The 24185-nt window shown below is 64.5% G+C and carries 24 protein-coding genes; 5 read left to right on the forward strand and 19 right to left on the reverse strand.

Features of this window, described 5'->3' with window-relative positions; all coding sequences use genetic code 11:
* Positions 1-18: 18 nt before the first annotated feature.
* Positions 19-3447: a response regulator gene (locus tag ACQG3P_RS06685; protein WP_426804586.1), complete on the forward strand. Its 3429-nt coding sequence runs from the start codon at positions 19-21 to the stop codon at positions 3445-3447.
* Between the two features lie 65 nt (positions 3448-3512).
* Entirely contained in the window at positions 3513-3749 is a 237-nt protein-coding gene (locus tag ACQG3P_RS06690) for a hypothetical protein (RefSeq protein ID WP_426804587.1), read from the forward strand.
* 1 nt (position 3750) lies between these two features.
* Here the strand turns inward: ACQG3P_RS06690 and ACQG3P_RS06695 are convergent, their stop codons facing one another.
* Together ACQG3P_RS06695 and ACQG3P_RS06700 are read right to left on the reverse strand one after the other, a co-directional pair.
* Positions 3751-4017 (reverse strand): hypothetical protein, encoded by a 267-nt coding sequence (locus ACQG3P_RS06695; protein ID WP_426804588.1) that lies wholly within the window; start codon positions 4015-4017, stop codon positions 3751-3753.
* A gap of 82 nt (positions 4018-4099) precedes the next feature.
* Complete coding sequence (locus tag ACQG3P_RS06700; RefSeq protein WP_426804589.1) at positions 4100-4504, reverse strand: hypothetical protein; 405 nt, start codon at positions 4502-4504, stop codon at positions 4100-4102.
* 185 nt (positions 4505-4689) lie between these two features.
* On the opposite strand from ACQG3P_RS06700, the gene ACQG3P_RS06705 reads away from it, so the two are divergent.
* The gene (locus tag ACQG3P_RS06705) at positions 4690-5610 is read left to right on the forward strand and encodes a polysaccharide deacetylase family protein (protein WP_426804590.1); all 921 of its coding nucleotides are present in this window, start codon (positions 4690-4692) and stop codon (positions 5608-5610) included.
* Between the two features lie 18 nt (positions 5611-5628).
* Here the strand turns inward: ACQG3P_RS06705 and ACQG3P_RS06710 are convergent, their stop codons facing one another.
* Positions 5629-5892 (reverse strand): hypothetical protein, encoded by a 264-nt coding sequence (locus ACQG3P_RS06710; protein ID WP_426804591.1) that lies wholly within the window; start codon positions 5890-5892, stop codon positions 5629-5631.
* Between the two features lie 196 nt (positions 5893-6088).
* A complete protein-coding gene (locus ACQG3P_RS06715; RefSeq protein ID WP_426804592.1) occupies positions 6089-7144 on the reverse strand; it encodes a hypothetical protein in 1056 nt (351 codons plus the stop codon).
* A 197-nt stretch (positions 7145-7341) separates the two neighbouring features.
* Here ACQG3P_RS06715 and ACQG3P_RS06720 point away from each other — a divergent pair, with 197 nt between their 5' ends.
* Positions 7342-7899, forward strand: coding sequence for a transglycosylase domain-containing protein (locus tag ACQG3P_RS06720; RefSeq protein ID WP_426804593.1), 558 nt, complete (start codon positions 7342-7344; stop codon positions 7897-7899).
* Here the strand turns inward: ACQG3P_RS06720 and ACQG3P_RS06725 are convergent.
* The 6 genes from ACQG3P_RS06725 to cls form a co-directional block, all read right to left on the reverse strand.
* On the reverse strand, positions 7886-8278 hold the full coding sequence (locus tag ACQG3P_RS06725) for a hypothetical protein (protein ID WP_426804594.1): 393 nt from the start codon (positions 8276-8278) through the stop codon (positions 7886-7888). The two genes, ACQG3P_RS06720 and ACQG3P_RS06725, sit on opposite strands and share 14 nt — an antisense overlap.
* Before the next feature lie 282 nt (positions 8279-8560).
* Complete coding sequence (locus tag ACQG3P_RS06730) at positions 8561-8818, reverse strand: hypothetical protein (protein WP_426804595.1); 258 nt, start codon at positions 8816-8818, stop codon at positions 8561-8563.
* 940 nt (positions 8819-9758) lie between these two features.
* The gene (locus ACQG3P_RS06735; RefSeq protein WP_426804596.1) at positions 9759-10850 is read right to left on the reverse strand and encodes a PA0069 family radical SAM protein; all 1092 of its coding nucleotides are present in this window, start codon (positions 10848-10850) and stop codon (positions 9759-9761) included.
* A gap of 257 nt (positions 10851-11107) precedes the next feature.
* Positions 11108-11851, reverse strand: coding sequence for a pyridoxine 5'-phosphate synthase (locus ACQG3P_RS06740; protein ID WP_426804597.1), 744 nt, complete (start codon positions 11849-11851; stop codon positions 11108-11110).
* Positions 11848-12132 (reverse strand): hypothetical protein, encoded by a 285-nt coding sequence (locus ACQG3P_RS06745; protein WP_184126359.1) that lies wholly within the window; start codon positions 12130-12132, stop codon positions 11848-11850. The genes ACQG3P_RS06740 and ACQG3P_RS06745 overlap by 4 nt, the downstream gene beginning before the upstream one ends.
* A gap of 63 nt (positions 12133-12195) precedes the next feature.
* Entirely contained in the window at positions 12196-13665 is a 1470-nt protein-coding gene (gene cls, locus ACQG3P_RS06750) for a cardiolipin synthase (protein ID WP_095362392.1), read from the reverse strand.
* 116 nt (positions 13666-13781) lie between these two features.
* Here cls and ACQG3P_RS06755 point away from each other — a divergent pair, with 116 nt between their 5' ends.
* Positions 13782-14411, forward strand: a complete 630-nt coding sequence (locus ACQG3P_RS06755; RefSeq protein ID WP_426804598.1) for a hypothetical protein — start codon at positions 13782-13784, stop codon at positions 14409-14411.
* A 199-nt stretch (positions 14412-14610) separates the two neighbouring features.
* On the opposite strand, the gene ACQG3P_RS06760 is transcribed toward ACQG3P_RS06755, so the two are convergent.
* The 9 genes from ACQG3P_RS06760 to recF all read right to left on the reverse strand — a co-directional run bounded on the left by ACQG3P_RS06760 (position 14611) and on the right by recF (position 23967).
* Positions 14611-15027: an ExbD/TolR family protein gene (locus ACQG3P_RS06760; protein WP_068848037.1), complete on the reverse strand. Its 417-nt coding sequence runs from the start codon at positions 15025-15027 to the stop codon at positions 14611-14613.
* A 3-nt stretch (positions 15028-15030) separates the two neighbouring features.
* On the reverse strand, positions 15031-15456 hold the full coding sequence (locus ACQG3P_RS06765; protein ID WP_068848035.1) for an ExbD/TolR family protein: 426 nt from the start codon (positions 15454-15456) through the stop codon (positions 15031-15033).
* Between the two features lie 57 nt (positions 15457-15513).
* Positions 15514-16275, reverse strand: coding sequence for a TonB-system energizer ExbB (gene exbB / locus ACQG3P_RS06770; RefSeq protein WP_068848033.1), 762 nt, complete (start codon positions 16273-16275; stop codon positions 15514-15516).
* A gap of 84 nt (positions 16276-16359) precedes the next feature.
* Positions 16360-17028 carry an energy transducer TonB gene (locus ACQG3P_RS06775; RefSeq protein ID WP_068848031.1) on the reverse strand — a complete coding sequence of 223 codons (669 nt, stop codon included), beginning with the start codon at positions 17026-17028 and terminating at the stop codon, positions 16360-16362.
* A 145-nt stretch (positions 17029-17173) separates the two neighbouring features.
* Complete coding sequence (locus ACQG3P_RS06780; protein WP_093535445.1) at positions 17174-18379, reverse strand: tetratricopeptide repeat protein; 1206 nt, start codon at positions 18377-18379, stop codon at positions 17174-17176.
* A gap of 132 nt (positions 18380-18511) precedes the next feature.
* Positions 18512-19318, reverse strand: a complete 807-nt coding sequence (locus ACQG3P_RS06785) for a M48 family metallopeptidase (protein WP_093535447.1) — start codon at positions 19316-19318, stop codon at positions 18512-18514.
* A 68-nt stretch (positions 19319-19386) separates the two neighbouring features.
* The gene (locus tag ACQG3P_RS06790) at positions 19387-20226 is read right to left on the reverse strand and encodes a CPBP family intramembrane glutamic endopeptidase (RefSeq protein WP_426804599.1); all 840 of its coding nucleotides are present in this window, start codon (positions 20224-20226) and stop codon (positions 19387-19389) included.
* A gap of 73 nt (positions 20227-20299) precedes the next feature.
* Positions 20300-22759 (reverse strand): DNA topoisomerase (ATP-hydrolyzing) subunit B, encoded by a 2460-nt coding sequence (gyrB, locus tag ACQG3P_RS06795; protein WP_093535451.1) that lies wholly within the window; start codon positions 22757-22759, stop codon positions 20300-20302.
* 110 nt (positions 22760-22869) lie between these two features.
* On the reverse strand, positions 22870-23967 hold the full coding sequence (recF, locus tag ACQG3P_RS06800; RefSeq protein ID WP_426804600.1) for a DNA replication/repair protein RecF: 1098 nt from the start codon (positions 23965-23967) through the stop codon (positions 22870-22872).
* Between the last annotated feature and the right edge of the window lie 218 nt (positions 23968-24185).

The raw sequence follows: 24185 nt of genomic DNA on the forward strand, positions 1-24185 counted from the left end.
CCACCCACCTGCCAACCCATGCCCACCACGCCCAAACCCCGCGTTGCCACCCAGGCCGGAACCGGCTTCCGCACGCTTTGGCCCCTACTGGCGGTCATGCTGTTCTTCCTCGGCAGCGGGTTCCTGGCCGGCAAGAACATCCACACCATCCGCGAGGGCAACGCGCTGGTGATCCGCTCCCAGGAGACGATGACCGCGCTGGGCGATGTGCTCTCTGCGGTACAGGACGCCGAGACCGGCCAGCGCGGCTATCTGCTCACTGGCGATGACAGCTACCTGGAGCCCTATCGCACCGCCCTGGGGGTAGCCAGCACCCGGCTGGAGACAGTGGAAAAGTCCTTGGCCGATGACCCGGCCCAGGTCGACCGGCTCAAGCTGCTGGCACGGCGGGTCCAAGACAAGCTGGACGAACTGCATGAAACCATCGAGGTGCGCCGCACCCAAGGATTGGAGCCCACCCTGGCGGTGGTCGGTTCCAACCGCGGCAAGGCAGCCATGGACGACATCCGTGCGCGCCTGGCCTCGATGGGGGCCATCGAACTGGACAAGCGCGCCAAGCGCCTTGAAGAGATGGAATCGGCCTACAACGCGGCGCTGAGCTCCGGCGCCGCCAGCGCGGTGCTGGGCATCCTGCTGACGATCTTCATCGCCATCCTGCTGCGCCGCCATACCCGCGCCCGCGAGCGCGATGCGTGGCTGCAGCGGGGTCGGCTGCAGCTCACCACCGCCACCGGTGGCGACCTGGACAGCGGTTCGCTGGCACGGGCCAGCCTGGGCTTCCTGGCCGGCTTCACCGGCGCACAGGCCGGCATGCTGTTCGTGCCGGAGGATAACGGCTTCCGGCAGATCGGTGCGGTGGGCACAGCCTCCGCCCCGGACGGCACCGACCAGCTGCGCGACAGCGGCAGCCTGCTCGGCCGCGCGGTGAACGAGAAGCGCGTGCTGGTGGTGTCGGACGTGCCGCAGGGCTACTTCACGGTCGGCTCCGGGTTGGGGCAGGCACAGCCGCGCCACCTGGTCATCGCTCCCAGCATCCACGAGGGCGAAGTGAGCGGGGTGATCGAGCTGGGCTTCTTCAGCGCGGTGCCAACCGAAGTGGTGGAGCTCCTCCAGCTGGCATCGGGCGACATGGCGGTGGCGCTGCGGTCGGCGGCCTACCGCGCCAAGCTTTCCGAGCTGTTGGCACAGACCCAGCGGCAGACCGAAGCGCTGCAGGTGCAGAGTGAGGAACTGCGGGTTTCCAACGAGGAACTGGAGGAGCAGAGCCGGGCGCTGCGCGGCTCCCAGCACGAGCTGGAAGAGCAGCAGGCCGAGCTGGAGCAGACCAACAACCAGCTGTTCGACCAGTCGCAGCAGTTGGAAAACGAGCGCGACAAGCTGGCGCGGGCCAACGCGGCCATCGTGGCCGAGGCGGACAAGGTGCAGCGCGCGAGCCAGTACAAGTCCGAGTTCCTGGCCAACATGTCGCACGAGCTGCGCACGCCGCTGAACTCTGCGCTCATTCTTTCCAAGTTGCTGGGCGACAATCGCGACGGCAACCTGAGCGCGGAGCAGGTGAAGTTCGCGCGCACCATCCATTCGTCCGGCACCGACCTGCTCAACCTCATCAACGAGATCCTGGACCTGTCCAAGATCGAGGCCGGGCACATTGAAGTGCACGCCGAACGCTTCGGCGTGGAAAAGCTGCTGACCGACATCTCGTCGCTGCTGGGTCCGGTGGCCAGCGAGAAGGGCCTTGCGCTGGACGTGTCGATGACGGCCGATTGCCCGGTGGTGATCGACTCCGATCGCCAGCGCATCGAGCAGATCCTGAAGAACCTGCTGTCGAACGCACTGAAGTTCACCGAAACCGGCGGGGTCACGGTGTCGGTTTCGTCGGCCGGGAACGGCAAGGTGGCGTTCGCGGTGAGCGACAGCGGCATCGGCATTGCGCCGGAGCAGCAGGCGCGTATTTTCGATGCCTTCCAGCAGGCCGATGGTTCGATCAGCCGGCGCTATGGCGGCACGGGACTGGGGCTGTCCATTTCCCAGGAACTTGCACGCCTGCTGGGCGGCGACATCACGGTGGAAAGCGAGCCCGGCAAGGGCAGCTGCTTCCGGCTGGTGGTGGCCACACGGCTGGCAACCACCGAGCGCCCTGCCGCGCCTGAAGCGCTGCCGGCCGCGGTGCCTGCACGCGCGCCATTTGCAGCGGGTGGTGTGGCCATGGCGCTGGACTCGCGCCCTGTGGTCGCCCCAGGCAGCAAGGCCAGCAGCAACGGCCGCGGCCTGATCCTGATCATCGAGGATGACCCGGCCTTCGGCCAGATCGTCAGCGACCTGGCAGTGGAGATGGGCTTCCGTGCACAGGTGGCGCAGACGGCGGCAGAGGCCCTGGCCGCTGCGCGCACGGAGCTTCCGCACGCCATCGTGCTGGACATCGGCCTGCCCGACCAATCCGGCCTGTCGGTGCTGGACGTGCTCAAGCACGACATCCGCACGCGGCACATTCCCATCCATGTGGTGTCGGCGACGGACCATTCGCGCAAGGCGCTGGCGCTGGGTGCGGTGGGTTATCTCGGCAAGCCGGCCACCCGCGAGGAGCTGGGCAACGTGCTGCTCTCGCTGGAGCGCAGGCTGTCGCAGCGGCCGCGCCTGGTGCTGGTGGTGGAAGATGACGATGTGCAGCTGGACGCGGTGCGCCAGCTGCTGGCGCTGGCCGATGTGGAAACCATCGGCGCGCGCTCGGCCTCGGAGTGCCTGCAGGCGCTGGCCCAGCATACATTCGACTGCATGGTGCTGGACCTGAGCCTGCCCGATGCCTCCGGCTTCGAGCTGCTCGAGCTGCTCAGCGAGCAGAGCCCGCATGCGCTGCCGCCGATCATCGTCTACACCGGCCGGGTGCTGTCGCCTGCCGAAGAGGTGCGGCTGGGACGGTACTCGAGTTCGATCATCATCAAGGGCGCGCGCTCACCCGAGAGGCTGCTCGATGAAGTGACGCTGTTCCTGCACAAGGTAGTGAGCGACCTGCCCGAATCACAGCAGGGCATGATCCGTTCTGCGCAGCACCGCGACACCGCGCTGGAAGGCCGCCGCGTGCTGGTGGTCGAGGATGATGTGCGCAACATCTATGCGCTGATGAACGTGCTGGAGCCCCACGGGTGCAAGGTCACCATCGCGCGCAACGGCCAGGAAGCCATTGACGTGCTGACGGCGGCCGTCGGCGGCCCGTCGCCCATCGAACTGGTACTGATGGACATCATGATGCCGGTCAAGGATGGCCTTACCGCCACCCGTGAGATCCGCCAGGACGGGCGCTTCGGCAAGCTGCCGATCATCGCCCTCACCGCCAAGGCGATGCCCGATGACCAGCAGCAATGCATCCAGGCCGGCGCCAACGACTACGTGGCCAAGCCGCTGGACGTGGACAAACTGGTGTCGCTGATCCGGGTGTGGCTGATGGCGTGAGCGGCACTGGGAAACGCAGCACCATGTAAGCTGCGCTTGATCAACGTGGACAACAAAGGAGCTTCATGAAAAAGGCATTTAAACGTTTGACCATGCTCTCGGTACTTGTTCCATTGGCTGCGGCGGCCGATACCGCTTCCCACGACGCCGGCTATAGCGTCGGTTACAAGCTGGGTTGGTACGTAGGGTGGTTTATTGGAACCTTCGGCCCGTACCTGATCGCCGCCGCCCTGGTAGGTGTTGTTGGGTGGCTGTGGTTCCGCCGGGCAAAGGCACGGCGGATCCGTGGTGATGGCAGCTGAGTCATCCCGGGCGCTGCTGTACCTCCAACCGAAGCCGCGCCTGCTCCCGCTGCACCCATAGCTCGGCGCCGGTTTTGCCATTGGCAAAGGCGGTGCAGCGCCGATGCCGCCGGGCTTCCGGCTCCCGATGCGCATCAAGCATGGCCACCCATTCCCTGCCTCGCTCGGGTTGATAGATGTGGACCACCCACGTGTCGCCATGGGCGATCACCGTTTCGTCGTAGGCGGTAGCGGCGGGTTTTATCCATCGGAAGTCGGGCGGTAGCATGGGCGAGAGCTTCAGCGTTCCGCCTCTCAAATGCTGCGACGGGGAGGGTTGCCTGCGAAGTCCTGCTGGTCTGACCGTTGCTTCAGAGTTTGCCAGCTGCCTTGTAACGCGAGACGCCCTGTTCGATCAGCTGCTGGAGCTCCTGCAGCAGCGTGGGATCCATGACGTCGAAGTTGAAGCATGATTTCCCCTGCATGCGCTTCTTCAGGCCAGGGCTGAAGCTCTGCAGCAGCTCGGGAAAGTCGTAGACCGGCATGAAGTGGAAGGCGTGCTTTCTGGCAGAGACTTTCACCGCCCCGAAGAACTGCGCCTTGCCTTTGCTGTCAGCGTCTTTGCAGTTGGCGTAGAAGTGGGTGTCGGTATCGTGCACGACCGCCAGCGCCTGCTTGTGGGCCAGCAGCAGATCGCGCAATGCGACGAACAACGCCGAGGGCGTCCCCGATTCCAAATGGTGCGTCTGGGAGGCTGGTTTGCCGGGAGTCTTCATGGGTACCTCCGGAAGTTCTCGCAACCATACCCCCGGCGAGGGCACGACAGGTAGCGGCATGCTGAGCCCAGCGTTTGAGGGTGACCGGAGACGGCGCTATGCTGGACCGGCTATCAAGATGGGAGCTGCGGGTGCGAAGTGGATGGGCTTGGTGTGTCGTTCTGGCACTCGCGTGCATTTCGGGTATGGCCCATGCGGCCGAGCCGGATCGGCGCATCGCGCTGACCATCGACGATCTTCCCTGGCAGCGGCTGGGCGAACGTACCGAGCCGGAGCTCGCCGCCCAACACGCCAGGTTGCTTGCCGCGCTGAAGCACGCCAACGTCCCGGTGGTGGGCTTCGTCAATGAAGCCAAGCTTGAGGTCGGCGGCCAGGTGCAACCTGCGCGCGTGCAGATGCTGCGCGACTGGCGTGATGCCGGGTTCGAGCTGGGCAACCACACCTTCGGGCACGTCGACCTGCATGCGATGCCGCTGCAGGCTTACGAGCAGGACATCCTCCGCGGTGAAGCCACCCTGCGCCCACTGCTGGCCGAAACCGGGCAGGTGCCGCGCTGGTTCCGGCATCCCTACCTGCATGCCGGGCAGTCGCCTCAGGTGCGCGCTGATCTTGGCGCGTTCCTGCGGCAGCACGGCTATGAGATCGCCCCGGTCACGATCGACAACAGCGAATGGATCTGGGCCTTTGCGTACGACCACGTGCGCGACACCGAAAGCGATCCGGCCAAGCGGGATGCGCTGATGCAGCAGCTGCGCCGTGGCTACGTGCCGTACATGCTCAACAAGCTCGACTACTACGAACAGCGCTCGCAGGAACTACTCGGCCGGCTGCCGGCACAGGTCTGGCTGATGCATGCCAATGCGCTCAATGCCGATTCCCTGGGCGAGCTGGTAGCCGCCACCCGTCGGCGCGGCTACCGCTTCATCTCGCTGGACGCTGCGCTGCAGGATCCTGCCTACCAGCACGCCGACGGCTACAACGGCGGCAGCGGCATGAGCTGGATCCAGCGCTGGGCGATGGCCGAAAAGGTGCCGAAGTCCTTCTACGCGGGCGAGCCCACGGTGCCTGGCTGGGTCATGAAGCTTGCCGGGCGGGATGGCGAGTAGTTGAGCCCGGCAAATCGATCAGTTTTCCTGATAGTCGCTTTCATCGTACGTGCCCGCAACCGTGCAGGTCAGATGCGGCGCTAGGCCCTTGCCCAGCATGAGCTCCCCCATCGCAGTCGTGCGCCCACCCGCCGTGCCGAGGTTTGCAGCTTTGCGCACCGCCGCTGCGTTGTCACTAAGGGTTGCGGTGTAACTCTCACCCAGTTCGCCGTCCGCGTCGTGAGGATCTTGATGGTTGCGCCGCGCTGATGCGGCTTCCCTTGGGTATTGGTCATGACGCATTCCATTTGCGCTGCAGGGTTTTACTTCCAGGGCAAGTTTACTGTGCAATGCATCAGGCCGCCCGATGGGCGGCCTGATGGTCTAAAGGTTGCGATGCTCAGAAGAAAATCGCGTAGAGGATCAACAGCGGGATCGGCACGCCGAGTGCCCAGAGCAGCAGGGTCTTCATGGGAAGTCTCCTTGTTCGATTGGGAAGTTACAGGTCGCGGCGACGGCCGCCCCAGGTGGCACTGAGGCTGGCAAAGAAGGCGCCGATCAACAGGGTGATGAAGAGCCACAGTGCCGCGTAGGCGGTAGCCTTGCGCGCATCGTCGGCCACCTGCTTGGCGGTGTTCTTGGCTTCTTCCAGTGCAGCACGCATGCGGGTCTGGGTTTCGGTAACCCGGGCCTCGGCCTCGGCCTGGCTCATGCCGGTCTCGCGGGCAATCACCTGCGCCAGGTACTGCTTGTCTGCCGGGTTGAGGCCTTCGGACTGCAGGCTGGTGACGATGATGCGGTTCACCTCGGCACGCACTTCACGGCGGTCGCCGCCCGGTCGCGGGCCCTGCGGCGGCAGCGGGCGCGGCGGTGCAGCGTTTGCAGGACCCACCGCGGGAACCATCGCCGACGGATCGAACGGTGCGGCCGGATCAGCGGGCGTCTGGCCGGGCATGGGTGCGGGCATGCTGCCACTGCGGAACAGCGAGTCCACCCAGTAGTTCAGGTCGCCCTGATCTGAGCCCGCGACGGCGGTACCTGCGCCTGCGGCCGCAACACCGGCGGTGGAAGCTGCAGCGCCTGCAGTTGCGCCGACAGCTTTGACGCCGGTGCCGAGCACGCCACCAATGGCCGAGGTCAACAGGCCGGCGGTGAGGAGGGTGGCGACGGCCCAGGAGACAAAGCCATGGGCGGTGTCGCGGAAGTAGGTTTCATCGCCGTGCAGGCGGGTCCACTTGGTGCGCAGACGGCCGGCCAGATAGCCGCCCAACCCGGAGGCTGCGAGTGCGGTAAAGGTCAGCCAGACGATGCTGACCCAGCCAAAGGTTTCCTTCGAGACGCCATCAAACGCCCACGGCGATACCGAGGACAGGCCCAGCCCCACGCCGAGGATCAGCAGGACCAGCGACAGTGCTGCGGCGGCGACGGCACCAGCCAGGATCGCGCCCCATGACACCGCGCTTTCGGGCGCGGGTTCGATGACGGATGTTTCAGTTACAACGGCGACGTCGGGGCCTAGAGCGCCTCGATCGGGGTAGTCAACTCGGGTGTTCATTGGTACTTCGCTCCGTCTGGATGCTGCGTGTGCAGCTGGCACCCAGAGGCTGCGCGAAGGCAGGTGAAATCGGTGAGACCTGCGTCTTCACTTCCTGCATGCGCGGGCGGGCGCCAGGGCGATATGCTGTGTGGCGGTCGCGGTGGCGAGGTTGTACAGCCAGGCCATGGATCTGTCATTCAGGGATAGGAGGGCACATGAAGCGCCGCGCAAAAGTACTGATCGCCATCGTGTGCACCTTGATGCTGGCGCCCGCCGTGGCATTCCTGATCTATGACGCATTGGTGTTCTGGCCGCATCGCGATCACATGCGAACCGTCCTGGAGAATGCAGATCCGCTGGATCGTTCGCCGCCTGCAAAGGTTCGCGCCTACATCCGCGCACAGCATGATGGCGCGTTGCCGTCCGCAGTGGTGGCGCGTCAGTTGCACTCCCGCTGGCTGCCCCGCATAGGCATGCTTGACTGGCACGTGCGAAGCTTCCTGTGGGAGCGGCTTGTCTCCCTGCACCTGTCACAGGACGAGGTGTTGGGACTCTATGCGAGCCTTGCCTACAACGGAAAGGGGCAGGGGTTGAACTCCTTTTCGCAGCGCTTGTTCACCAAGCCATTGGATGCGCTGTCGGACGAAGAGGCTGCGATAGTGGTTGCCTACACATGGGCACCTGGCCTCTATGCCCATCATCCGGAGCGGTTGCGGGCGCGTACGGACATCCTGCTTTCCCGGGCGCGCAGCACACAGCTCAACGCTCTCTGATGGCGCCGTGGGCGATGGCTTGCGCGACTTCTCCGTCAAAGCGCTCACTCTTGGTGATGTGTCGTCTGACGTCGTCGGCCATCAGCTGGTCAGCGTCCAGGTAGGAGAGCTCGACCAGCTTCACCAGCACGTCCTTCGATGGAGACTGCTTCAACCACCAATGGAAGACGCCATTGCGGTCGTGTTCGGAAGCATCCTCCATGCCAGGTTCGTAGCTCTCCATCAGCAGTTGCAGCTGGTCCGCCGGCACCAGCCCGTACTCTTTCCACTTGGGGTGAAAGTGCATGAGTGCGAGGTAGCTCTCGATGTCCATCACGCGCTCCGTTGAAAACGTGACCAGGTCGGTGCCGGTGTCCAGCACCCAGGCAACGCGATCCATGAGAGGAGGAAACCGACCCAGAGGCGTGTTCTTTCTTTCGGGGAGAGCGGTGGTGCGATTGTCCTCTTGCCTTCCATGAGCAGCTCCTGCGGAATGGTATCGGCGTGTGACGCTTTAGGACAACTGCCCCTGCGGCGAATCCTCACGCGGCGGCCGCGACGGGCGACGGAGCTGACACCTCTGTCGGAAAGCGGGCCGGCTCACTGTCTTGGTGGAGGTTACAGGGCAGAGGACTCACCATCCAGATGGCTACACGATTCACCTGGGGTCAGGAGGCGAACTTCAGATCTGCTTGTCAAGAAGGTGAGAAGCAATGAAGAGGACAAGAACAGATGCAATGATGAGATAGATGTAGCCCTCAATCGAAACCGGATAATTCTGGCAGAGCTCGATTACCACCGGCTGCGCTACTTGTTCCACGCACTCGCGTAGTTGCTTGTATGTGCTGACTGCCTTGAACTGCGCATAGAAGAAAGCGACCAAGGAGATCGTGCGCGCTCCAAGAAGTGTCCATCTTTTGGCCTGACCACTCATCTTCATTTACATTTCTCGACGAAAGTCCGCTTGGAACCTTACCAGCTCGATCCTTCTCCACTCAGCCCAATTGGGTCGCTCTGAATGTGCCTGCCGACACTGGCGTCGTAGTCCCCGAATCCGTTGTACCAGAGCCGGGAAGGTACCATCAAATTGCCCTGCGTTGGTGCCAAGCGGTGCCGGTGTTTGCCCGCGGCTTCTACAGCTCAACAGCTCCAGCTATGCGATGGGGTTCTTTGCAGTCCTCCGGCCAACCAAGCGGACTCACAAGCCGAAACTGGAGTTTGTAGTGCAGGGTAGTTGTATTTGCCGACTTCTTGATCTCCGCTGTTCCATCTTCCAACACGCCTACGCAGCCAGTTTTTCCCCTCAGGTCAAACAAGCCCTGCGAATAGAACGCATCGAACCTGACAGGGCCTGCCTCGCCTATTGCGCTAGCCGGCCGAATAAAGATCGATGTCATCTCTCTTTCAGCCGTGTCACTGCGCACGGACACGCGCCTATTTGTGTTCGAAATAAGCACTTGAACTCCATCTCCCGCAACTCCTTGATGGCATGCCATCTGTGATCCAGCTATTTCATCGGCGATTGCAGAGGTCGGACGGCAGTTGGTCGCATTAGGAATTTCCCCTGTTCTCAAATTTACTGACGTGCTATTGCAACCTGCCAACAAAAGAACTGCAGCAAGATGGAGAATAGGTTTAGTTTGTGCAGCCACAGCCCTCACCTCCAGCGCTGGTCTTGGCCGCTTCCGTTCTCTTAGCGGCTTCGTCGTAGATCTTAAGATGATTGAACGCGCTATAGCGCATGCGCCTGAAAAATGAGGCTCACCACAGGAAGGATGGAGAGTACCGTTCCGATCTTTGATGTGCATCCCGTTTGCGGCTTTAGGCACGATGAGCGTCGCGCGCCGACCCGCCCGACACCGTCAGTCTCTGAGCAACAGTCAGAACAACGACCCCTGCGGCGACTCTTCCCTCGGCGGCAGCGGCCGAACAAACTTCGTGCAGTCCAGCTTCGGCCAATGGCTGTTCTGCGCATCGAAGCCCAGGCGCTTGCGGGCAAGCTTGAAACGGCTGGAGAGCAGGTCGGCGTAGACGCCTTCGCCGCGCATGCGGGTGCCGAATTCGCTGTTGTAGTCCTTGCCGCCACGCAGCTGGTTGATGGTGCTCATCACGTGCGCGGCGCGGTCCGGGTGATGCGTATCGAGCCAGTCGCGGAACAGCGGGGCCACTTCCAGCGGCAGGCGCAGCAGCACATAGCCGGCGGTGCCGGCGCCGGCGTCGCGTGATGCTTCGAGCACCGCTTCCAGCTCGGAGTCGTTGATCCAGGGAATCACCGGGGCCACCATCACGCCCACGGGAATGCCGGCGTCGTGCAGGCGGCGCATGGCGCGCAGGCGCGCGTGCGGGGCCGATGCGCGCGGCTCAAGGCGGGCCGACAGGTGCGGGTCCAGCGAGGTCACCGAGAAATGCACGCTGACCAGGTTCTTTTCCGCCAGTGGGGCGAGCAGGTCGATGTCGCGCTCGACGAGGGCGTTCTTGGTAATGAGCGAGAACGGGTGCTGGGTTTCCAGCATCACCTCGATCAGCTGGCGGGTGAGTTTGAGCTTGCGTTCTATCGGCTGGTAGGCGTCGGTGTTGATGCCCAGGGCGATCGGCTGCGGGGTGTAGGCGGGCCGCGAGAGTTCCTTGCGCAGCAGCTGCGGCGCGTTGGTCTTGGCAAACAGCTTGGTTTCGAAGTCCAGGCCGGGAGACAGATTGAGGAAGGCGTGCGAGGGGCGCGCGAAGCAGTACGAGCAGCCGTGCTCGCAGCCGCGGTAGGGATTCACCGATTGGCTGAAACCTACATCGGGGGATTTGTTGCGGCTGATGATGCTCCGCGCGGGTTCGGCGCGCACTTCGGTGCGCAGGCGCGGGGTGGCGAATTCTTCGCTGGTTTCCGGTTCCCAGCCGTCGTCCATGGTTTCGCTGACCGTGACTTCGAAACGTCCGGCGAGGTGCGTGGTGGAACCACGGCCTTTGATTGCGATGCCCATCTTCAGAGGCTACCGGCGAGACGTCTCACGGGCTGAGACGTGAGGTGGAGCGTGGCGGAGTGCGGCGGGGTGCGCATGGGTTAGCAGTATTACTAACCACAGGGTCGTAGGGAAGCACCATCCGCGCCCCTGTTGGGTTTGGGCTGAATGGTTGGGGTTTGTTCCCCAGGGTTATCCACAGGGGATTCTTCAGCGCACTTGGGTCCCAGCGAAGAGCATCCGGGCAGGGCCCGGAGCCGCGGTTTGCGCGGGATCCATCAAAGGAGGGCGAGGTAGCCCTTTACCGTTGCGTCCAGGCCGGCGTAGAGGGCTTCGCTGATCAGCGCGTGGCCGATCGAGACTTCGAGGACGTTCGGGACAGTTTGCAGGAAATCCCGGAGGTTATCCTGGGAGAGATCGTGGCCGGCGTTGACCCCGAGGCCGGCGGCCTGGGCGCGGCGGGCGGCGTCGGCGAACAAGGCGAGCATGACGGTGGCGTCGCCTGCGGCGTGCGCCTCGGCATAGGGGCCGGTGTAGAGCTCGATGCGGTCAGCGCCAATGTCGGCGGCCTGGGCCAAGTCCGGGTTGCCGGCATCCACGAACAGGCTGACTCGGCAGCCGTAGCTTTTCAGTTCGGCGATCAACGGGCGCAGCCGGTCGGCGTCGCGGCTGAAGTCGAAGCCGTGGTCGGAGGTGAGCTGGCCGTCGCTGTCGGGCACCAGCGTGGCCTGGGCCGGGCGGGTCTGCGCGCACAGCGGCAGCAGGCCCGGGTAACCCGGGCGCGGCGGGGCGAACGGGTTGCCTTCGATGTTGAATTCGACGCCGCGCGCGGTGGTCAGCGCCGAGAGGGCGAGCACGTCCTCGGCGTGGATATGCCGGCGATCCGGGCGCGGGTGCACGGTAATGCCGTGGGCACCGGCGTCCAGGCAGGCGGTGGCCGCCTGCAGTACATCAGGGTCCTGGCCGCCGCGGGAATTGCGCAGGACGGCGATCTTGTTCACGTTGACGCTGAGGTGGGTCATAGGCTCGGGGGAAGGTCATTCGGGTCGCGGTCGGCGTCACGGCGGGCCTGGGCCTGCTCGCGCAGCCGGCGCAGCTCGGCAGGGTCGATCGCGTTGTAGATGTCGTGCGACCCGGCCGCATCCCGCTGGCTGCCGCCAAAGCTGGCCAGGTAGCGGCCGCGGATCCAGGCCAGCAGGAACACCAGTGCACCGGCCAGCCACAACATCATCATGCCGGTGGACGGTGTCTTGATGGCAAAGGTGAAACAGCCCAGCGACAGCAGCAGGAACAGCCAATACATTGTCATTCTCCCCGTTGACCTGCGCAGTGTAGCGCCGGGGTGGGGGGCGGTTCCACGTGGCGGCTACAGCAGCGGGGAGGCCAGGCGGGCGAACGCCTCGGGCACCCGGTGCAGCCACAGCGAGCGCTGGCGGTCGTTGCGCACGGGCGTGGAAGCGGCGAACTCCGCGATGAGGATTTTCTCCAGTTCCGCTACGCACTCGGGGCTGCTGATCATCATCGACAGTTCGAAGTTGAGCCGGAAGCTGCGGTGGTCGAAATTGGCGCTGCCGGCGATGCAGACGTCGTGGTCGGCGATGAACGCCTTGGTGTGCAGCATGCGCGGTCCGTACTCGTAGATCTTCACCCCGGCCTGCAGCAGCTCGTCGAAGTAAGAGCGCGCGGCCTGGGTGACGAACCAGGAATCGCTCATCTTCGGTACCAGCAGGCGCACGTCCAGCCCGCCCAGTGCGGCCGAGGTGAGCGCCATGCGCGCGGCTTCGCCCGGCACGAAATAGGGCGTGACCAGCCACACGCGTTCGCGCGCTTCGTGGATGGCGGCCACCTGCAGGCGGTGGATGGTTTCCCAGCCCGAGTCCGGGCCCGAGACCAGCACCTGGGCGTTGATGGCGCCGTCCTGGCGCCCCGGCATGTCGGTGGGCCACAGCTGGGCGATGTTGAAGCGCTCCTTGGGCTCGCCGGTGGCGTAGATCCAGTCTTCGACGAACACCAGCTGCAGGCTGCGCACCACGTGGCCGGTCAGGCGCATGTGCAGGTCGCGGTAGGCATCGGGCCGGCGGCTTTCGTCTTCTTCGTCGGTGATGTTGATGCCACCGGTGAAGGCGACGCGGCCATCGATCACCACCAGCTTGCGGTGGGTGCGCATGTTCATCCACGGCCGCTTGAACGGTTTGAGCAGCTGGCGTGGGTGGAACCAGGCCACTTCGGCGCCCGCATCACGCAGCGGCTTGAGGAACCGCGTGCGGATGCCGGACGAGCCCACCGCATCCAGCAGCAGGCGCACGCGCACGCCTGCCTTGGCGCGTTCGACCAGGGCATCGCGCAGCGCGGTACCGGCGTGGTCGGGATTGAAGATGTAGTACTCCACGTGCAGGTGGTCGCGCGCCTGGGCCACGGCCTTCAACAGCGCGGCATAGGTCTGCGCGCCGTCCACCAGCCACTCCACTTCGGTGGCCGAGCTGGGCGCCAGGCCGGTGGTGGCCTGGGCGATCTTCGCCAGTTCGGTGCAGTCCGCGTCGGGCGGGCACACGCTGCTGTAGTGCTCCATGCCGGAACGCGCGCGGCCACGGCGCAGGCGCTGCCGTTTCACCTTCTGCGGCCCGAGCAGGTAGTACACGAACAGGCCCAGGTAGGGCAGGGCGGCCAGCGAAAGGATCCAGCTGAGCGTGGCCACCGGCTCGCGCTTCTGCAGCATGATCCAGCCGATCAACCACAGCAGGTAAAGCACGTAGGCGGCGATGAGCAGCGGGCGCAGGTGCGGAAAGGCATCCAGCCAGTGGAGCCAGTCGGCAAGCGCGGGGTAGGTGGCAAGCATCCGCGGATCATAGCCGGACGCGGGTGTCCGACGCATGCGTGACTGTTTTGGCCTTGAAGTCGGGGCGCCTGTAGCCCGAGTCTCTTGACGCACAACAGGGTGTCATGGAGCAAGGGATGGCGGTCAACTGGTCAGGCGGTCTAATCCGCTGGATGCCCCACAGGGACAGGCAGGGCAAGGCCTTCCCCTTGAATCACCTGCATCCCTTTCGTCTCAACTACGCCCTGCTTGCCGCTAAGGGGCACCCCGGCCGGGAAGTCGTCCTGTATGTCGGCTTTGGGCTTCATTGCTTCTCTGTGCAGCGTCGTGGCGCTGATGACGACATGATTTCCGACAATCGCGAGTGCCGCGCATTTGATGGTGTTCGATACACGTTGTCGAAGCGGCTTCCGGAGATCATTCGCCACGTGATCGAAGGGCGACAATCCTGCGAGCGCACCGCAGCGGACAACTATGTTGCCGTGCGGCTGGACAGCGGCGAACGCTATGGCGTCTTCTTCAATCTTAAACGGTGGAAGCGGCACGGCTCGAACAGTGTGCTGCTGCTGGTGCAATCCGCGTATCCGCTTGATCCGCGCAAGCCGCATCCCGGCAAGGGACGCTATTCCTTCAATCTTTTATTGGGAGAGATCCTGCGGGGACGCGCAAAGCAGGACGATGAACCCGATCCAAGACGATTCGCGGATGTACTGGAGGCGCCTCAAGAACGAAAGCCCCGGCCAGCGATGCTGGGCGAGGCTCCGTGAGTCCGATTCCCTTGGATATACCCGGGCCGGCCGGGACCTGGTGACCAGGTGGGATGCGCAATGGCTCGGCTATGTGTTGCTTGCGCGTAACCATGGTGGAACGGCCCCGGATTGATGTCAATGGCCGAACGCGCCAACAAAAAAAGCGCCCCTGTTTCCAGGGGCGCTTTCCAGTCGCGTCATGACTTGGTGTTGCGTCTTACTGCTGCTGCTGGAACCCGATCTTCTTCATCTGCGCGTTCTTCGCGGCGGCCAGAACCTTGGCCATCACGTCGTACTCGGAGTCCGGGCTGGCGTCGATGCGCAGCTCGGGCTGATTGGTCGGGTCACGCTGCACTTCCTGTTCCATACGCTGCTGGAGCTCAGCCGTTGCAACCGGGCTGTTGTTCCAGAACACCTGGTTGCTGGCGTCGATCCGCAGCTCGATCGGCGGCGGCGGTTCGACCAGCTGCGGCGGTGGGTTGAGCACGCGCTGCGGCAGGTCCACGGCGATCGGGTACGTCATGATCGGCGCGGTAACGATGAAGATGATCAACAGCACCAGCATCACGTCCACGAGGGGCGTAACGTTGATGTCGGCCATTGGGCCCTTGCCACCACCAGAACTGAATGCCATGGCTTACTGCCCCTTCTCTTTGGTGGCCACGAAGCCAACGTCGAGCATGCCCTGCTCCTGCGCGACCTTCGTCATCTCGTTGATGACGCGCATCTTGGTGGTGCGGTCACCACGCAGATTGAGCGGGGGCTGGGGGGTCTGCTGGGCGGCGGTCGCCAGGCGGGACTCGAGAGTCTGCTTGTCGATCTCTTCGTCGTTCCAGTAAATCGAGCCGTCTTCCTTCACCGCCAGGGTGATGGGGCCCTTGCGATCAGCCGCATCTTCCGGCTTCTGCACCAGGTTGGCCTCAGGCAGGTCGACCTTGACCTTATGGGACATCAGGGGCGCCGTGATGATGAAGATGATCAGCAGCACCAGCATCACGTCCACGAGGGGCGTAACGTTGATGTCGGCCATGGGGCCGCCGCTGTTACCACTACTGAAAGCCATAACGGGCTCCGTCTAGATCGTGTTGACTACGTTCTCGCTGGGTACAGCGCGTCGCAATTAGCGGACGCGCGAACCGGTGGCGAAGAAGTCGTGCAGGTCGTGAGCGAACGTATCGAACTTGCTGATCGTGGCGCTGTTGATCTTGCTGAAGAAGTTGAAGGCGAACACGGCCGGGATTGCCACGAACAGACCGATGGCGGTCATGATCAGAGCTTCACCCACCGGGCCGGCAACGGCGTCGATGGAGGCCGAACCGGTTGCACCGATCTTGATCAGCGCGCCGTAGATGCCCCACACGGTGCCGAGCAGACCGACGAACGGAGCGGTTGCACCGACGGTGGCCAGCAGGGTCATGCCCGACTGCAGGTTGTTGCTTTCGCGGGTCACGGCCTGACGCAGGGCGCGGTCGACGAACTCCGAACGGCTCAGGTTTTCACCCAGGCCACCGGTGGCGCCACCTTCGGCACGCTGGTGGTGGGCAGCAGCCTGGGCTGCGTCCAGGGCGATCTTGGAGAACGGCTCCGAAGCCGGCTGTTCTTCCATGGCGCGGATGGCGTCCTGTGCGTTCGGGGTATCCCAGAACAGGCTCACGACCTTGTCAGCAGCGCTCTTCAGGCGGGTAGCACGGAAGATGTTGATGACGGTCCAGTACCAGGACATGGCCGACATGATCACCAGGGTCAGAAGCACGACCCAGGAGACGGCGAAGTCGCCCGGCTTGGAGGTCATTTCGTGGATCAGATGCTCGAAGCCCATCTGCGAGAGGGCATTCGACGGGTTGCCCCCGGCAGCAGCGGCGATGAAGAGTTCCTGCAGCATGACGCTTACCTTTGTTGTGTGTGGTGATGAATGTTGTAGCTAGGTTCAAGTGACAGGAGGGTGGCCGGCAGGCCACCCGGCCCATCAATTCAGCGCAAAGTTGACCGGGACGCGGACGCGACCTGCAGCTTTCTTCCCGCCCGATTCGGCTGCGTTGAAGCGCCATTTACGGGCGGCTTCCATCGCTGCACGGTCCAGATCGCGGTTACGGCTGGACTTTTCGACCGACACATTGGTGACGTTGCCGTTGGCATCGACATCAATGATCAGGATCACTTCACCCTGGATACCTGCGCGGAACGCGGCCGGCGGGTAACGCGGGGGATTCATGGCCTTGGACGAGATATCGACGCTGGCCTCGATGGAACTCGGCGGCTGCGGCGGGCTCGGCGGACTCGGCGGCGTGACGATGTCGTTCGGACGCGGTTCCGGCACGTCGATCACCGGCGCCTGCGGCGGCGGCGGCACCGGCGAGGGCTTGGGCGGCGACAGGTTCTTGACCGGCGGCGGCGGCGTTTCAGTCGGCGGCGGCGGCGGCGGCGGCGGTGGGGGCGGCGGCGGAGCGTCGACCAGGGTCACCATGATGTTGCGTTCCTTCTCCGTCACGGCCTTGGGGGCCACGGCGGGGATGAGGAGCAGCATCAAGGCGGCGAGATGCAATGCGATTACAAAGGCGATACCCACGATGCGCGGCCAGCTGAGGCCGGTGTCATCGCGTTGTTCGTACCTGTGAACGACTAGTTGTTCCGTCATGCGCCAAGAGCTCATTAGTGGGGCCGGGTACCTGGGGACAGATAGCCCATGATCAGCGGTGCATGACACCGCAGGAACCTCCAAGCTTATACCAATCCTGAGCGCCTGCGCATCACTCACGCAGGCGTTCAGGCGTTATTCCTACTTACTTCAGGTTGATGATTTTCTTGGCATCGGCCTGATTCTTCACACCCTTCGCCAGCGCCTGCTGGGCGGCCGTCTTGGCCTCCGGAATGCGACCTTCCGAATGCAAGACACGTGCCAGGTTCAAGTAGGTTTCACCGTCCTTGGAAAGCGGGGCGGCCTTCTGCCACGCTTCGATCGCCTTTTCGACCTGCGGCGGTTCCGAGTAGTAGTACGCCTGGGCCTGGGCCAGATAGACCTGGTAATCCGGCTTCAGGATGCCCTTCTGCAGGCCGTCGTTGATCACGGCAATGACCTCGGCTTCCTTCTTGTCCGAGTTGGCGTAGATCGAGTACGCCTGCTTGTACTCGCGCTCCTCGGTCAGCTGGCCGCCCTTGAAGAGCTTGTCCATGACCGCGCCAGCCTTGTCCATCTGGTCGGCCTGCAGGTACATGCTGGCCAGGTTCATCTGGGCCTTCTTGTCGGCCGGGTTCTTGGCGGCAAGGGCTTCAGCCTGCTTCACTGCTTCACCGGTCTGGCCGGACTCGGACAGGGCGGCCATCAGCAGCTGGTTCCAGTTGTCCTTCGGCTCGGTGGCACCGGCGATGGCCTGCTGGATCACCGGCACTGCTTCCTGGTAGCGCTCGAGCTGGTACAGGGCCTGGCCCTTGATGATCAGCTCTTCCGGCTTGGTCGACTTGGTTTCAGCGAAGTACTTGTCCAGGGTGGCCAGGCCTTCGGCAAGCTGGTCGTCCTGGATCTGCAGCTGGCCCAGCATCAGCATCGACTGGAAGTGGCCGTTGTTGTCCAGGCCGTTGAATTCCAGCACCTGCAGCAGGTACTTCTTGGCAGCGGCGTTGTCGTCGGTGTTGTAGGCAGCCTGCGAGGCGAGCTGCGCGGCCAGCGACTTGTCGTACGCATTGGCGGCGCTGTTGCCCAGGATTTCATTGGCCGCGGCCAGCGTCTCGGGGAACTTCTGATCGTTGTAGCTGTCGATCATCTTCTGCAGCTGCTTGCCCAGCTTCGGCGATGCCTTGATGTCCGGCTCGGCGCGGGTGGCCTGCGGGTACAGCGCTTCAGCCTTGGCCTGGTCCTTCTTGCCACCACGGCGATCGGCGCTGCGATCGGTGGAGCGGGTCTGGGCGACGGCGTCAGTGACCACAACGCCACCAATGGCGGTCGCGATGAGGACGGAAAGCACGGCTTGCTTGTGGTTGCGGAAAATCATCTTTCACCTCGATCGAACCGCCGCGGCGGCATCAAAACGGACTGTCAGAAAAATCTGAGCCGCCAAACGTATCAGAAACCGATGGCGTGAGAAATCGTTTCCGATGCTGCAATACAGCATCCTTTAGTCGAATCACCCGCACTTCGGGCGCCGTCCAGCGGCCTGGGCCTGCTGGAAAACACCGGTCAGGGCGGGGGCATCGCGTTGCAGCTCCCGGATCCGGTTGGCCGGGTCCGGGTGGGTGGACAGCCATTGCGGGGAACGCCCGCCGCTGGCGGCCATCATGTTCTGCCACAGGTTGACCGCCTGGGCCGGGTCGAACCCTGCCTCGGCCATCAGCCGCTGGCCGACCACGTCGGCTTCGCTTTCCTGGGTGCGCGACCCGGGCAACAGGAAGGCGGCCTGTGCGCCGGCACCGCCGAGCTGGTTGACCGTGCTGGCCGCGCCGTCGCCGTATGCCGCGCCGGCCAGCGCACCAAGCACGGCCAAGCCGGTCTGCGCGCCCATCTGGCGGGTGAGGCGCTCTTCGTGGTGGCGCGAGATGACATGGCCGATCTCATGCCCGATCACGGCGGCGAGCTGGTCCTGGTTCTTGGCCACGGTGAAGATGCCGGTGTTCACGCCGACCTTGCCGCCGGGCAAGGCGAAGGCGTTCGGCTCGGCATCGACGAATACCGCGGTCTCCCACCGTACGCCACGGTACTGAGGCGGCAGCTGCGCGACCAGCGCATTGACCACGCACTGCACGTAGCCGTTCTGGCGGCCGTCGCTGCTGATCTTCTGCTTCTGTTTGGTTTCGGCGAAGGCCTGCGCGCCAAGCTGGTCCAGCTCGGCCTGCGATACACCGCCCACCATCTGCTTGCGCCCGGTGGGCGAGGTGGTGGTGGCGCAGGCGCTGAGCGCCAAGGTGATGACAAGTCCGAGCAGCAAGGGTTTCAAGGCGGGGACTCCCGTGTTCATGTCTGCAGTGTGGCGGGCCGAATGTAAGGTTTTGTCAAACCGTCGGGTCAGTGCAAGCCCAGGAATACCAGCGCGGCCAGGGCGATGGCGTTGTTCAACGCATGCGCCACGATCGGGGCCCACAAGGTGCCGGTGCGCTGGTACAGCCACGCGAACGCGGCGCCCATGCCGCCGTACACCAGCCACAGTTGGGCGATTTCCCACGGGCCGTTGGCGCTGGTGCCGGGCACTTCGTGGACCAGCGCGAACGCCAGGCTGCTGAGGAGCATGCCCAGCCATGGGCGACCGGCCTGCCACAGGCGGCCGAACAGCACGCGGCGGAACAGCAGTTCTTCGTAGGCCGGGGCCAGCACGATCGCGAACAGGGCCAGGAACCACGGGAAGCGGGCCAGCGCCTGTTCCATCAGGGCCAGGTTGGTGGGTACCGGTTCAATGCCCGCCTGCCGGGCCAGCCAGGCGATGCCATTGCTGCCGATGATCACGCCCAGCGCAACCAACGCGGTCCAGCCCCAGGTGGACGGCCGGCGGGCCGCCTCAAAGGAGGCGCGGCGCTCGGTGGCGTCGGCACGGCGCCTGAGGAAGTACAGGAAAATCGCAGCGCCGCCGGTGGCGAACACGGCCATCAGGATCTGCGCGAGCGCGCCAGGTTGGCCCATCTGCTGGGCCAGCGCATCGGCCGCTTGCGCGCCGGTGTCGCGGACCACGATCACGGCACGGTAGAGGCCCCATAGCAGGCCGCTGGCCATGCTCAAGGCGAGCAGCGAGAGCGTGGCGATACCGAGATCGATCAGGAATCCCGCGATCGGGGAGCCTGGTTTCCGTTGGGGCGCCTTGGGCAGGGCGGGCGGCAGCGGAGGCGTGGTGGACGCCGGGGCGGTAGCGGACATCGGGTTCCTGGCAGCAATAGGCGGTGGCCAGGCCGGTTGCAGGTCGCAACCGGCCGGCCCTGAGCCGATTGTGTCAGATATCCAGGTTGGCGACCCGCAGCGCGTTGTCTTCGATGAAATCGCGGCGCGGTTCCACCACGTCACCCATCAGGGTGCTGAAGATCTGGTCGGCCGCCACGGCGTCCTCGATGCGCACCTGCAGGAGCCGGCGCGTATCGGGGTTCACGGTGGTGTCCCACAGCTGTTCGGGATTCATTTCGCCCAGGCCCTTGAAGCGCTGGATCTGGCGACCCTTCTTGGCTTCGTCCAGCAGCCAGTTGCGGGCATCGGCGAAACCACCGATCTCCGACGACTTGGCACCGCGGACGATCTTGGCACCTTCACGTACCAGCCCGTGCAGCAGCAGCGAGGACTGGTGCAGGGCACGCAGTTCACCGGTTTCGAAGGCCGACAGCGGCAGCACCTGGATCAGCTGTTCGCCCATGTGGCGACGGGTGACCAGCAGCGCAGCCGGACGCTCTTCGGTGGGTTCCTGCAATTCCAGGCTGAAGCGCGGCGAGCCCAGGCTGCCCTGGTTGAGGCGCTTGGCCAGTGCGGCCAGGCCTTCGTCGGCGCCTGCCTTGCGCAGGTGCTCCAGGTCCATCGGAGTGAAATCGACCAGGGCTTCAAGCACCTGGCGGTCGTAGCGATGGGCATTGCGGCCGATCGCTTCCTGCGCCGAGGCGTAGGCCAGCAGCAGCTTTTCCAGGGCGACGCCTTCGATGGCCGGCTCGTTCTCGGCCGGAATCAGCGAGGCGTTTTCGACCGCGTTGCTGGCCAGGTAGGCGTCCAGCGCGGGGTCGTCCTTCAGGTACAGCTCCTGCTTGCCCTGCTTGATCTTGTACAGCGGCGGCAGGCCGATGTAGACGTGGCCACGCTCGATCAGCTCCGGCATCTGCCGGTAGAAGAAGGTGAGCAGCAGGGTGCGGATGTGCGCGCCGTCGACGTCGGCGTCGGTCATGATGATGATGCGGTGGTAGCGCAGCTTGTCCGGGTTGTACTCGTCGCGGCCGATGCCGGTGCCCAGCGCGGTGATCAGCGTACCGACCTGGTCGGAGGCCAGCATCCGGTCGAAGCGGGCACGTTCCACGTTGAGGATCTTGCCGCGCAACGGCAGCACGGCCTGGTTCTTGCGGTTGCGGCCCTGCTTGGCCGAACCACCTGCGGAGTCACCCTCGACGATGAACAGTTCGGACAGCGCCGGGTCTTTCTCCTGGCAGTCGGCCAGCTTCCCGGGCAGGCCGGCGATATCCAACGCGCCCTTGCGACGGGTCAGGTCGCGCGCCTTGCGCGCGGCTTCGCGGGCGCGGGCGGCATCGACGATCTTGCCGGCGATGGCCTTGGCTTCGTTCGGGTTTTCCTGCAGGAACTCTTCCAGGCGCTGGCCGAACGCGCTTTCCACGGCCGGACGCACATCCGAGCTGACCAGCTTTTCCTTGGTCTGGCTGGAGAAGCTGGGGTCGGGCACCTTCACCGAGAGCACGGCGATCATGCCTTCGCGCATGTCGTCGCCGGTCAGGTTGATCTTGGCCTGCTTGGCAATGCCGTTCTGCTCGATGTAGTTATTGAGCACACGGGTCAGCGCGCCGCGGAAGCCGGCAAGGTGGGTACCACCGTCCTTCTGCGGGATGTTGTTGGTGAAGCAGTACATCGTTTCCTGGTAGGAATCGGTCCACTGCAGCGCCACGTCGACGGTGATGCCGTTGGATTCGCCGGTGACCGAGATCACGTTCGGGTGCAGCGGGGTCTTCAACTGCGCCAGATGCTCCACGAAGCTGCGGATGCCGCCTTCGTAGTGGAAGTCGTCACGACGGCCATCGCCACGCTCATCGACCAGGACGATCTTGACCCCGGAGTTCAGGAACGAGAGTTCGCGCAGGCGCCGCGCCAGGATCTCGTAGTGGAACTCGACGTTGTCGTGGAACGCGACCACCGACGGCCAGAAGCGCAGGGTGGTACCGCGCTTGGTGCTGGCTTCGACCTGGTCCAGCGGGCTTACCGCCGCGCCATCGGCGTATTCCTGGTGGAAGTGGAAGCCGCTCTGGAAGATATCCAGGGTGAGCTTCTGCGACAGCGCGTTGACCACGCTGACGCCGACGCCGTGCAGACCGCCGGAAACCTTGTAGCTGTTGTCGTCGAACTTGCCGCCCGCGTGCAGCACGGTCATGACCACTTCGGCAGCGGACACGTCGCGGCCGAGCTTCTGGCTCATCTGTCCGTGCTTGCCGGTGGGAATGCCTCGGCCGTTGTCGGACACGGAGACCGAGCCGTCGGCGTGGATCGTCACCGCCACGTGGTCGGCGTGGCCTGCCAGCGCTTCGTCGATGGAGTTGTCGACGACTTCGAACACCATGTGGTGCAGACCGGTGCCGTCATGGACGTCGCCGATGTACATGCCGGGCCGCTTGCGGACCGCCTCCAGGCCTTCCAGGGCGGTAATGCTGTTGGCGTCGTAATTGCCGGTAGGTGCCGGAGTGTTCTGTTCTTCAGTCATTGCGCTTGCCATAGGCTCCGCAGTTCGGGCCGCCGCGGGAAGCGGGGCGCCGATGGATAAGGGGTTGCAACAGCAATTATACCAGCCGGGCGCTTCGGCCCCTGCCGGCACTATGGCACAAGCTGGACGTGGCCATGTTCCACGTGGAACCGGGTGATATCGGTGCGGTCCTGCAGCGCGGCGGGCGTTTCGGTGGCGGTGATGAATATCTGCGCCGGGCCTGCGCGCAGACGATCCAGTACCCGCGCTTGATGGGTCCGATCCAGCTCGGACGCGAGGTCATCCAGCGCGATTACCGGCCATTCGCCGCGCTGTTCTGCGTAATCTTCCGCCTGGGCCAACAGGCAGGTGAGGGCGGTGAGTTTGGCCTGCCCGCGCGAGAGCGCGTCGCGGCCGGGAATGCTGGCAAACCCCACGCTCCAGTCGGCCCGGTGCGGGCCCACGGAGGTGTAGCCCGCCAACCGGTCACGTTCCCGGGCCAACAGGAGGGCGTCGGACAGGGAAAGCTCGTGTTTGCGCCAGCCGGGGCTCAGGGTCAGTGACTGAATGCCCAGGTTCGGGGCCAGATCCTGCGCCAGGCCAATGGTTCGGTCCTGCAGGCGGTCCAGGTAGTGCTGGCGCCGGGTGGTGAGCGGTTCGCCGGCTTCCGCCAGCTCGCGGTCCCATGCATCCAGTGCATTCGGGTGCCCGCCTTGCTTGAGAAGGGCATTGCGCTGCTTCAGCGCCCGCGAGTACCGCCGCCAGAGGGCGAGGAAGTCTGGTTCCACGTGGAACAAACCCCAATCCAGAAACCGGCGACGCGGCTCGCCGCCACCACTGACCAGCGCGTGACTCCCCGGCTCAAACGTGACCACGGCCAAGGCCGCGCAAAGGTTGCCCAGCTGCGCAACGTCTTCGCCATCCAGCCGTCCCTTCCATTCCTGCCCGCTGTGGCGCAGCCCGGCCTTGCGGCGCGTTGCCGATTCCGCCCCGGAACGCTGTTCGTCCCATTCAACGAAGACATCCAGCGCGTCCTGGCCCTGGCGCACCAGCCCATCCCGCACCCGACCGCGGAAACTGCGCCCGTAGGCCATCACGTGCAGCGCTTCCAGCACGCTGGTCTTGCCTGCGCCATTGTCGCCAGTGATCAGGTTGATGCCCGGTTGCGGGGCCAGTTCCACGCTGTCGAAGCGGCGGATCTGGTGCAGGGACAGACGACGGATGTGCATGCGATCGAATCTGCGCCGCAGATGCGGCAAGAGGGGCTGGGGGAATCGATCAGCTTACTGCATCGGGGTGGATTCGCCGCACGTTCGAGACGCCGTGAATTCTTTGAAATCTGAGAGAGCGTCAAGGGTGAAGCCGTGCAAATTTCAAGAAATTGGCGCGCTGTCGGGATGGGGTGCCCGAGGGCCCGATGCGATTACCCGCTCGATTCTTTGAAATC

Source organism: Stenotrophomonas sp. SrG (genome assembly GCF_050031795.1).
Classification (GTDB): Bacteria; Pseudomonadota; Gammaproteobacteria; order Xanthomonadales; family Xanthomonadaceae; genus Stenotrophomonas; species Stenotrophomonas rhizophila_A.

Bases quoted from the DNA above. Each gene is read 5' to 3' on its own strand.
- ACQG3P_RS06790 (WP_426804599.1), bottom strand. From the start codon at position 20,226: ATGTCCGCTACCGCCCCGGCGTCCACCACGCCTCCGCTGCCGCCCGCC.
- ACQG3P_RS06715 (WP_426804592.1), bottom strand. From the start codon at position 7,144: ATGAACACCCGAGTTGACTACCCCGATCGAGGCGCTCTAGGCCCCGAC.
- gyrB (WP_093535451.1), bottom strand. From the start codon at position 22,759: ATGACTGAAGAACAGAACACTCCGGCACCTACCGGCAATTACGACGCC.
- ACQG3P_RS06745 (WP_184126359.1), bottom strand. From the start codon at position 12,132: ATGTATTGGCTGTTCCTGCTGCTGTCGCTGGGCTGTTTCACCTTTGCC.
- ACQG3P_RS06755 (WP_426804598.1), top strand. From the start codon at position 13,782: ATGGCGGTCAACTGGTCAGGCGGTCTAATCCGCTGGATGCCCCACAGG.
- ACQG3P_RS06695 (WP_426804588.1), bottom strand. From the start codon at position 4,017: ATGCTACCGCCCGACTTCCGATGGATAAAACCCGCCGCTACCGCCTAC.
- ACQG3P_RS06725 (WP_426804594.1), bottom strand. From the start codon at position 8,278: ATGGATCGCGTTGCCTGGGTGCTGGACACCGGCACCGACCTGGTCACG.
- exbB (WP_068848033.1), bottom strand. From the start codon at position 16,275: ATGCTGCAGGAACTCTTCATCGCCGCTGCTGCCGGGGGCAACCCGTCG.
- ACQG3P_RS06710 (WP_426804591.1), bottom strand. From the start codon at position 5,892: ATGCGTCATGACCAATACCCAAGGGAAGCCGCATCAGCGCGGCGCAAC.
- ACQG3P_RS06775 (WP_068848031.1), bottom strand. From the start codon at position 17,028: ATGACGGAACAACTAGTCGTTCACAGGTACGAACAACGCGATGACACC.
- ACQG3P_RS06765 (WP_068848035.1), bottom strand. From the start codon at position 15,456: ATGGCTTTCAGTAGTGGTAACAGCGGCGGCCCCATGGCCGACATCAAC.
- ACQG3P_RS06740 (WP_426804597.1), bottom strand. From the start codon at position 11,851: ATGACCCACCTCAGCGTCAACGTGAACAAGATCGCCGTCCTGCGCAAT.
- ACQG3P_RS06735 (WP_426804596.1), bottom strand. From the start codon at position 10,850: ATGGGCATCGCAATCAAAGGCCGTGGTTCCACCACGCACCTCGCCGGA.
- ACQG3P_RS06700 (WP_426804589.1), bottom strand. From the start codon at position 4,504: ATGAAGACTCCCGGCAAACCAGCCTCCCAGACGCACCATTTGGAATCG.
- cls (WP_095362392.1), bottom strand. From the start codon at position 13,665: ATGCTTGCCACCTACCCCGCGCTTGCCGACTGGCTCCACTGGCTGGAT.
- ACQG3P_RS06720 (WP_426804593.1), top strand. From the start codon at position 7,342: ATGAAGCGCCGCGCAAAAGTACTGATCGCCATCGTGTGCACCTTGATG.
- ACQG3P_RS06760 (WP_068848037.1), bottom strand. From the start codon at position 15,027: ATGGCATTCAGTTCTGGTGGTGGCAAGGGCCCAATGGCCGACATCAAC.
- ACQG3P_RS06685 (WP_426804586.1), top strand. From the start codon at position 19: ATGCCCACCACGCCCAAACCCCGCGTTGCCACCCAGGCCGGAACCGGC.
- ACQG3P_RS06780 (WP_093535445.1), bottom strand. From the start codon at position 18,379: ATGATTTTCCGCAACCACAAGCAAGCCGTGCTTTCCGTCCTCATCGCG.
- ACQG3P_RS06705 (WP_426804590.1), top strand. From the start codon at position 4,690: ATGGCCCATGCGGCCGAGCCGGATCGGCGCATCGCGCTGACCATCGAC.
- ACQG3P_RS06730 (WP_426804595.1), bottom strand. From the start codon at position 8,818: ATGAAGATGAGTGGTCAGGCCAAAAGATGGACACTTCTTGGAGCGCGC.
- ACQG3P_RS06690 (WP_426804587.1), top strand. From the start codon at position 3,513: ATGAAAAAGGCATTTAAACGTTTGACCATGCTCTCGGTACTTGTTCCA.
- recF (WP_426804600.1), bottom strand. From the start codon at position 23,967: ATGCACATCCGTCGTCTGTCCCTGCACCAGATCCGCCGCTTCGACAGC.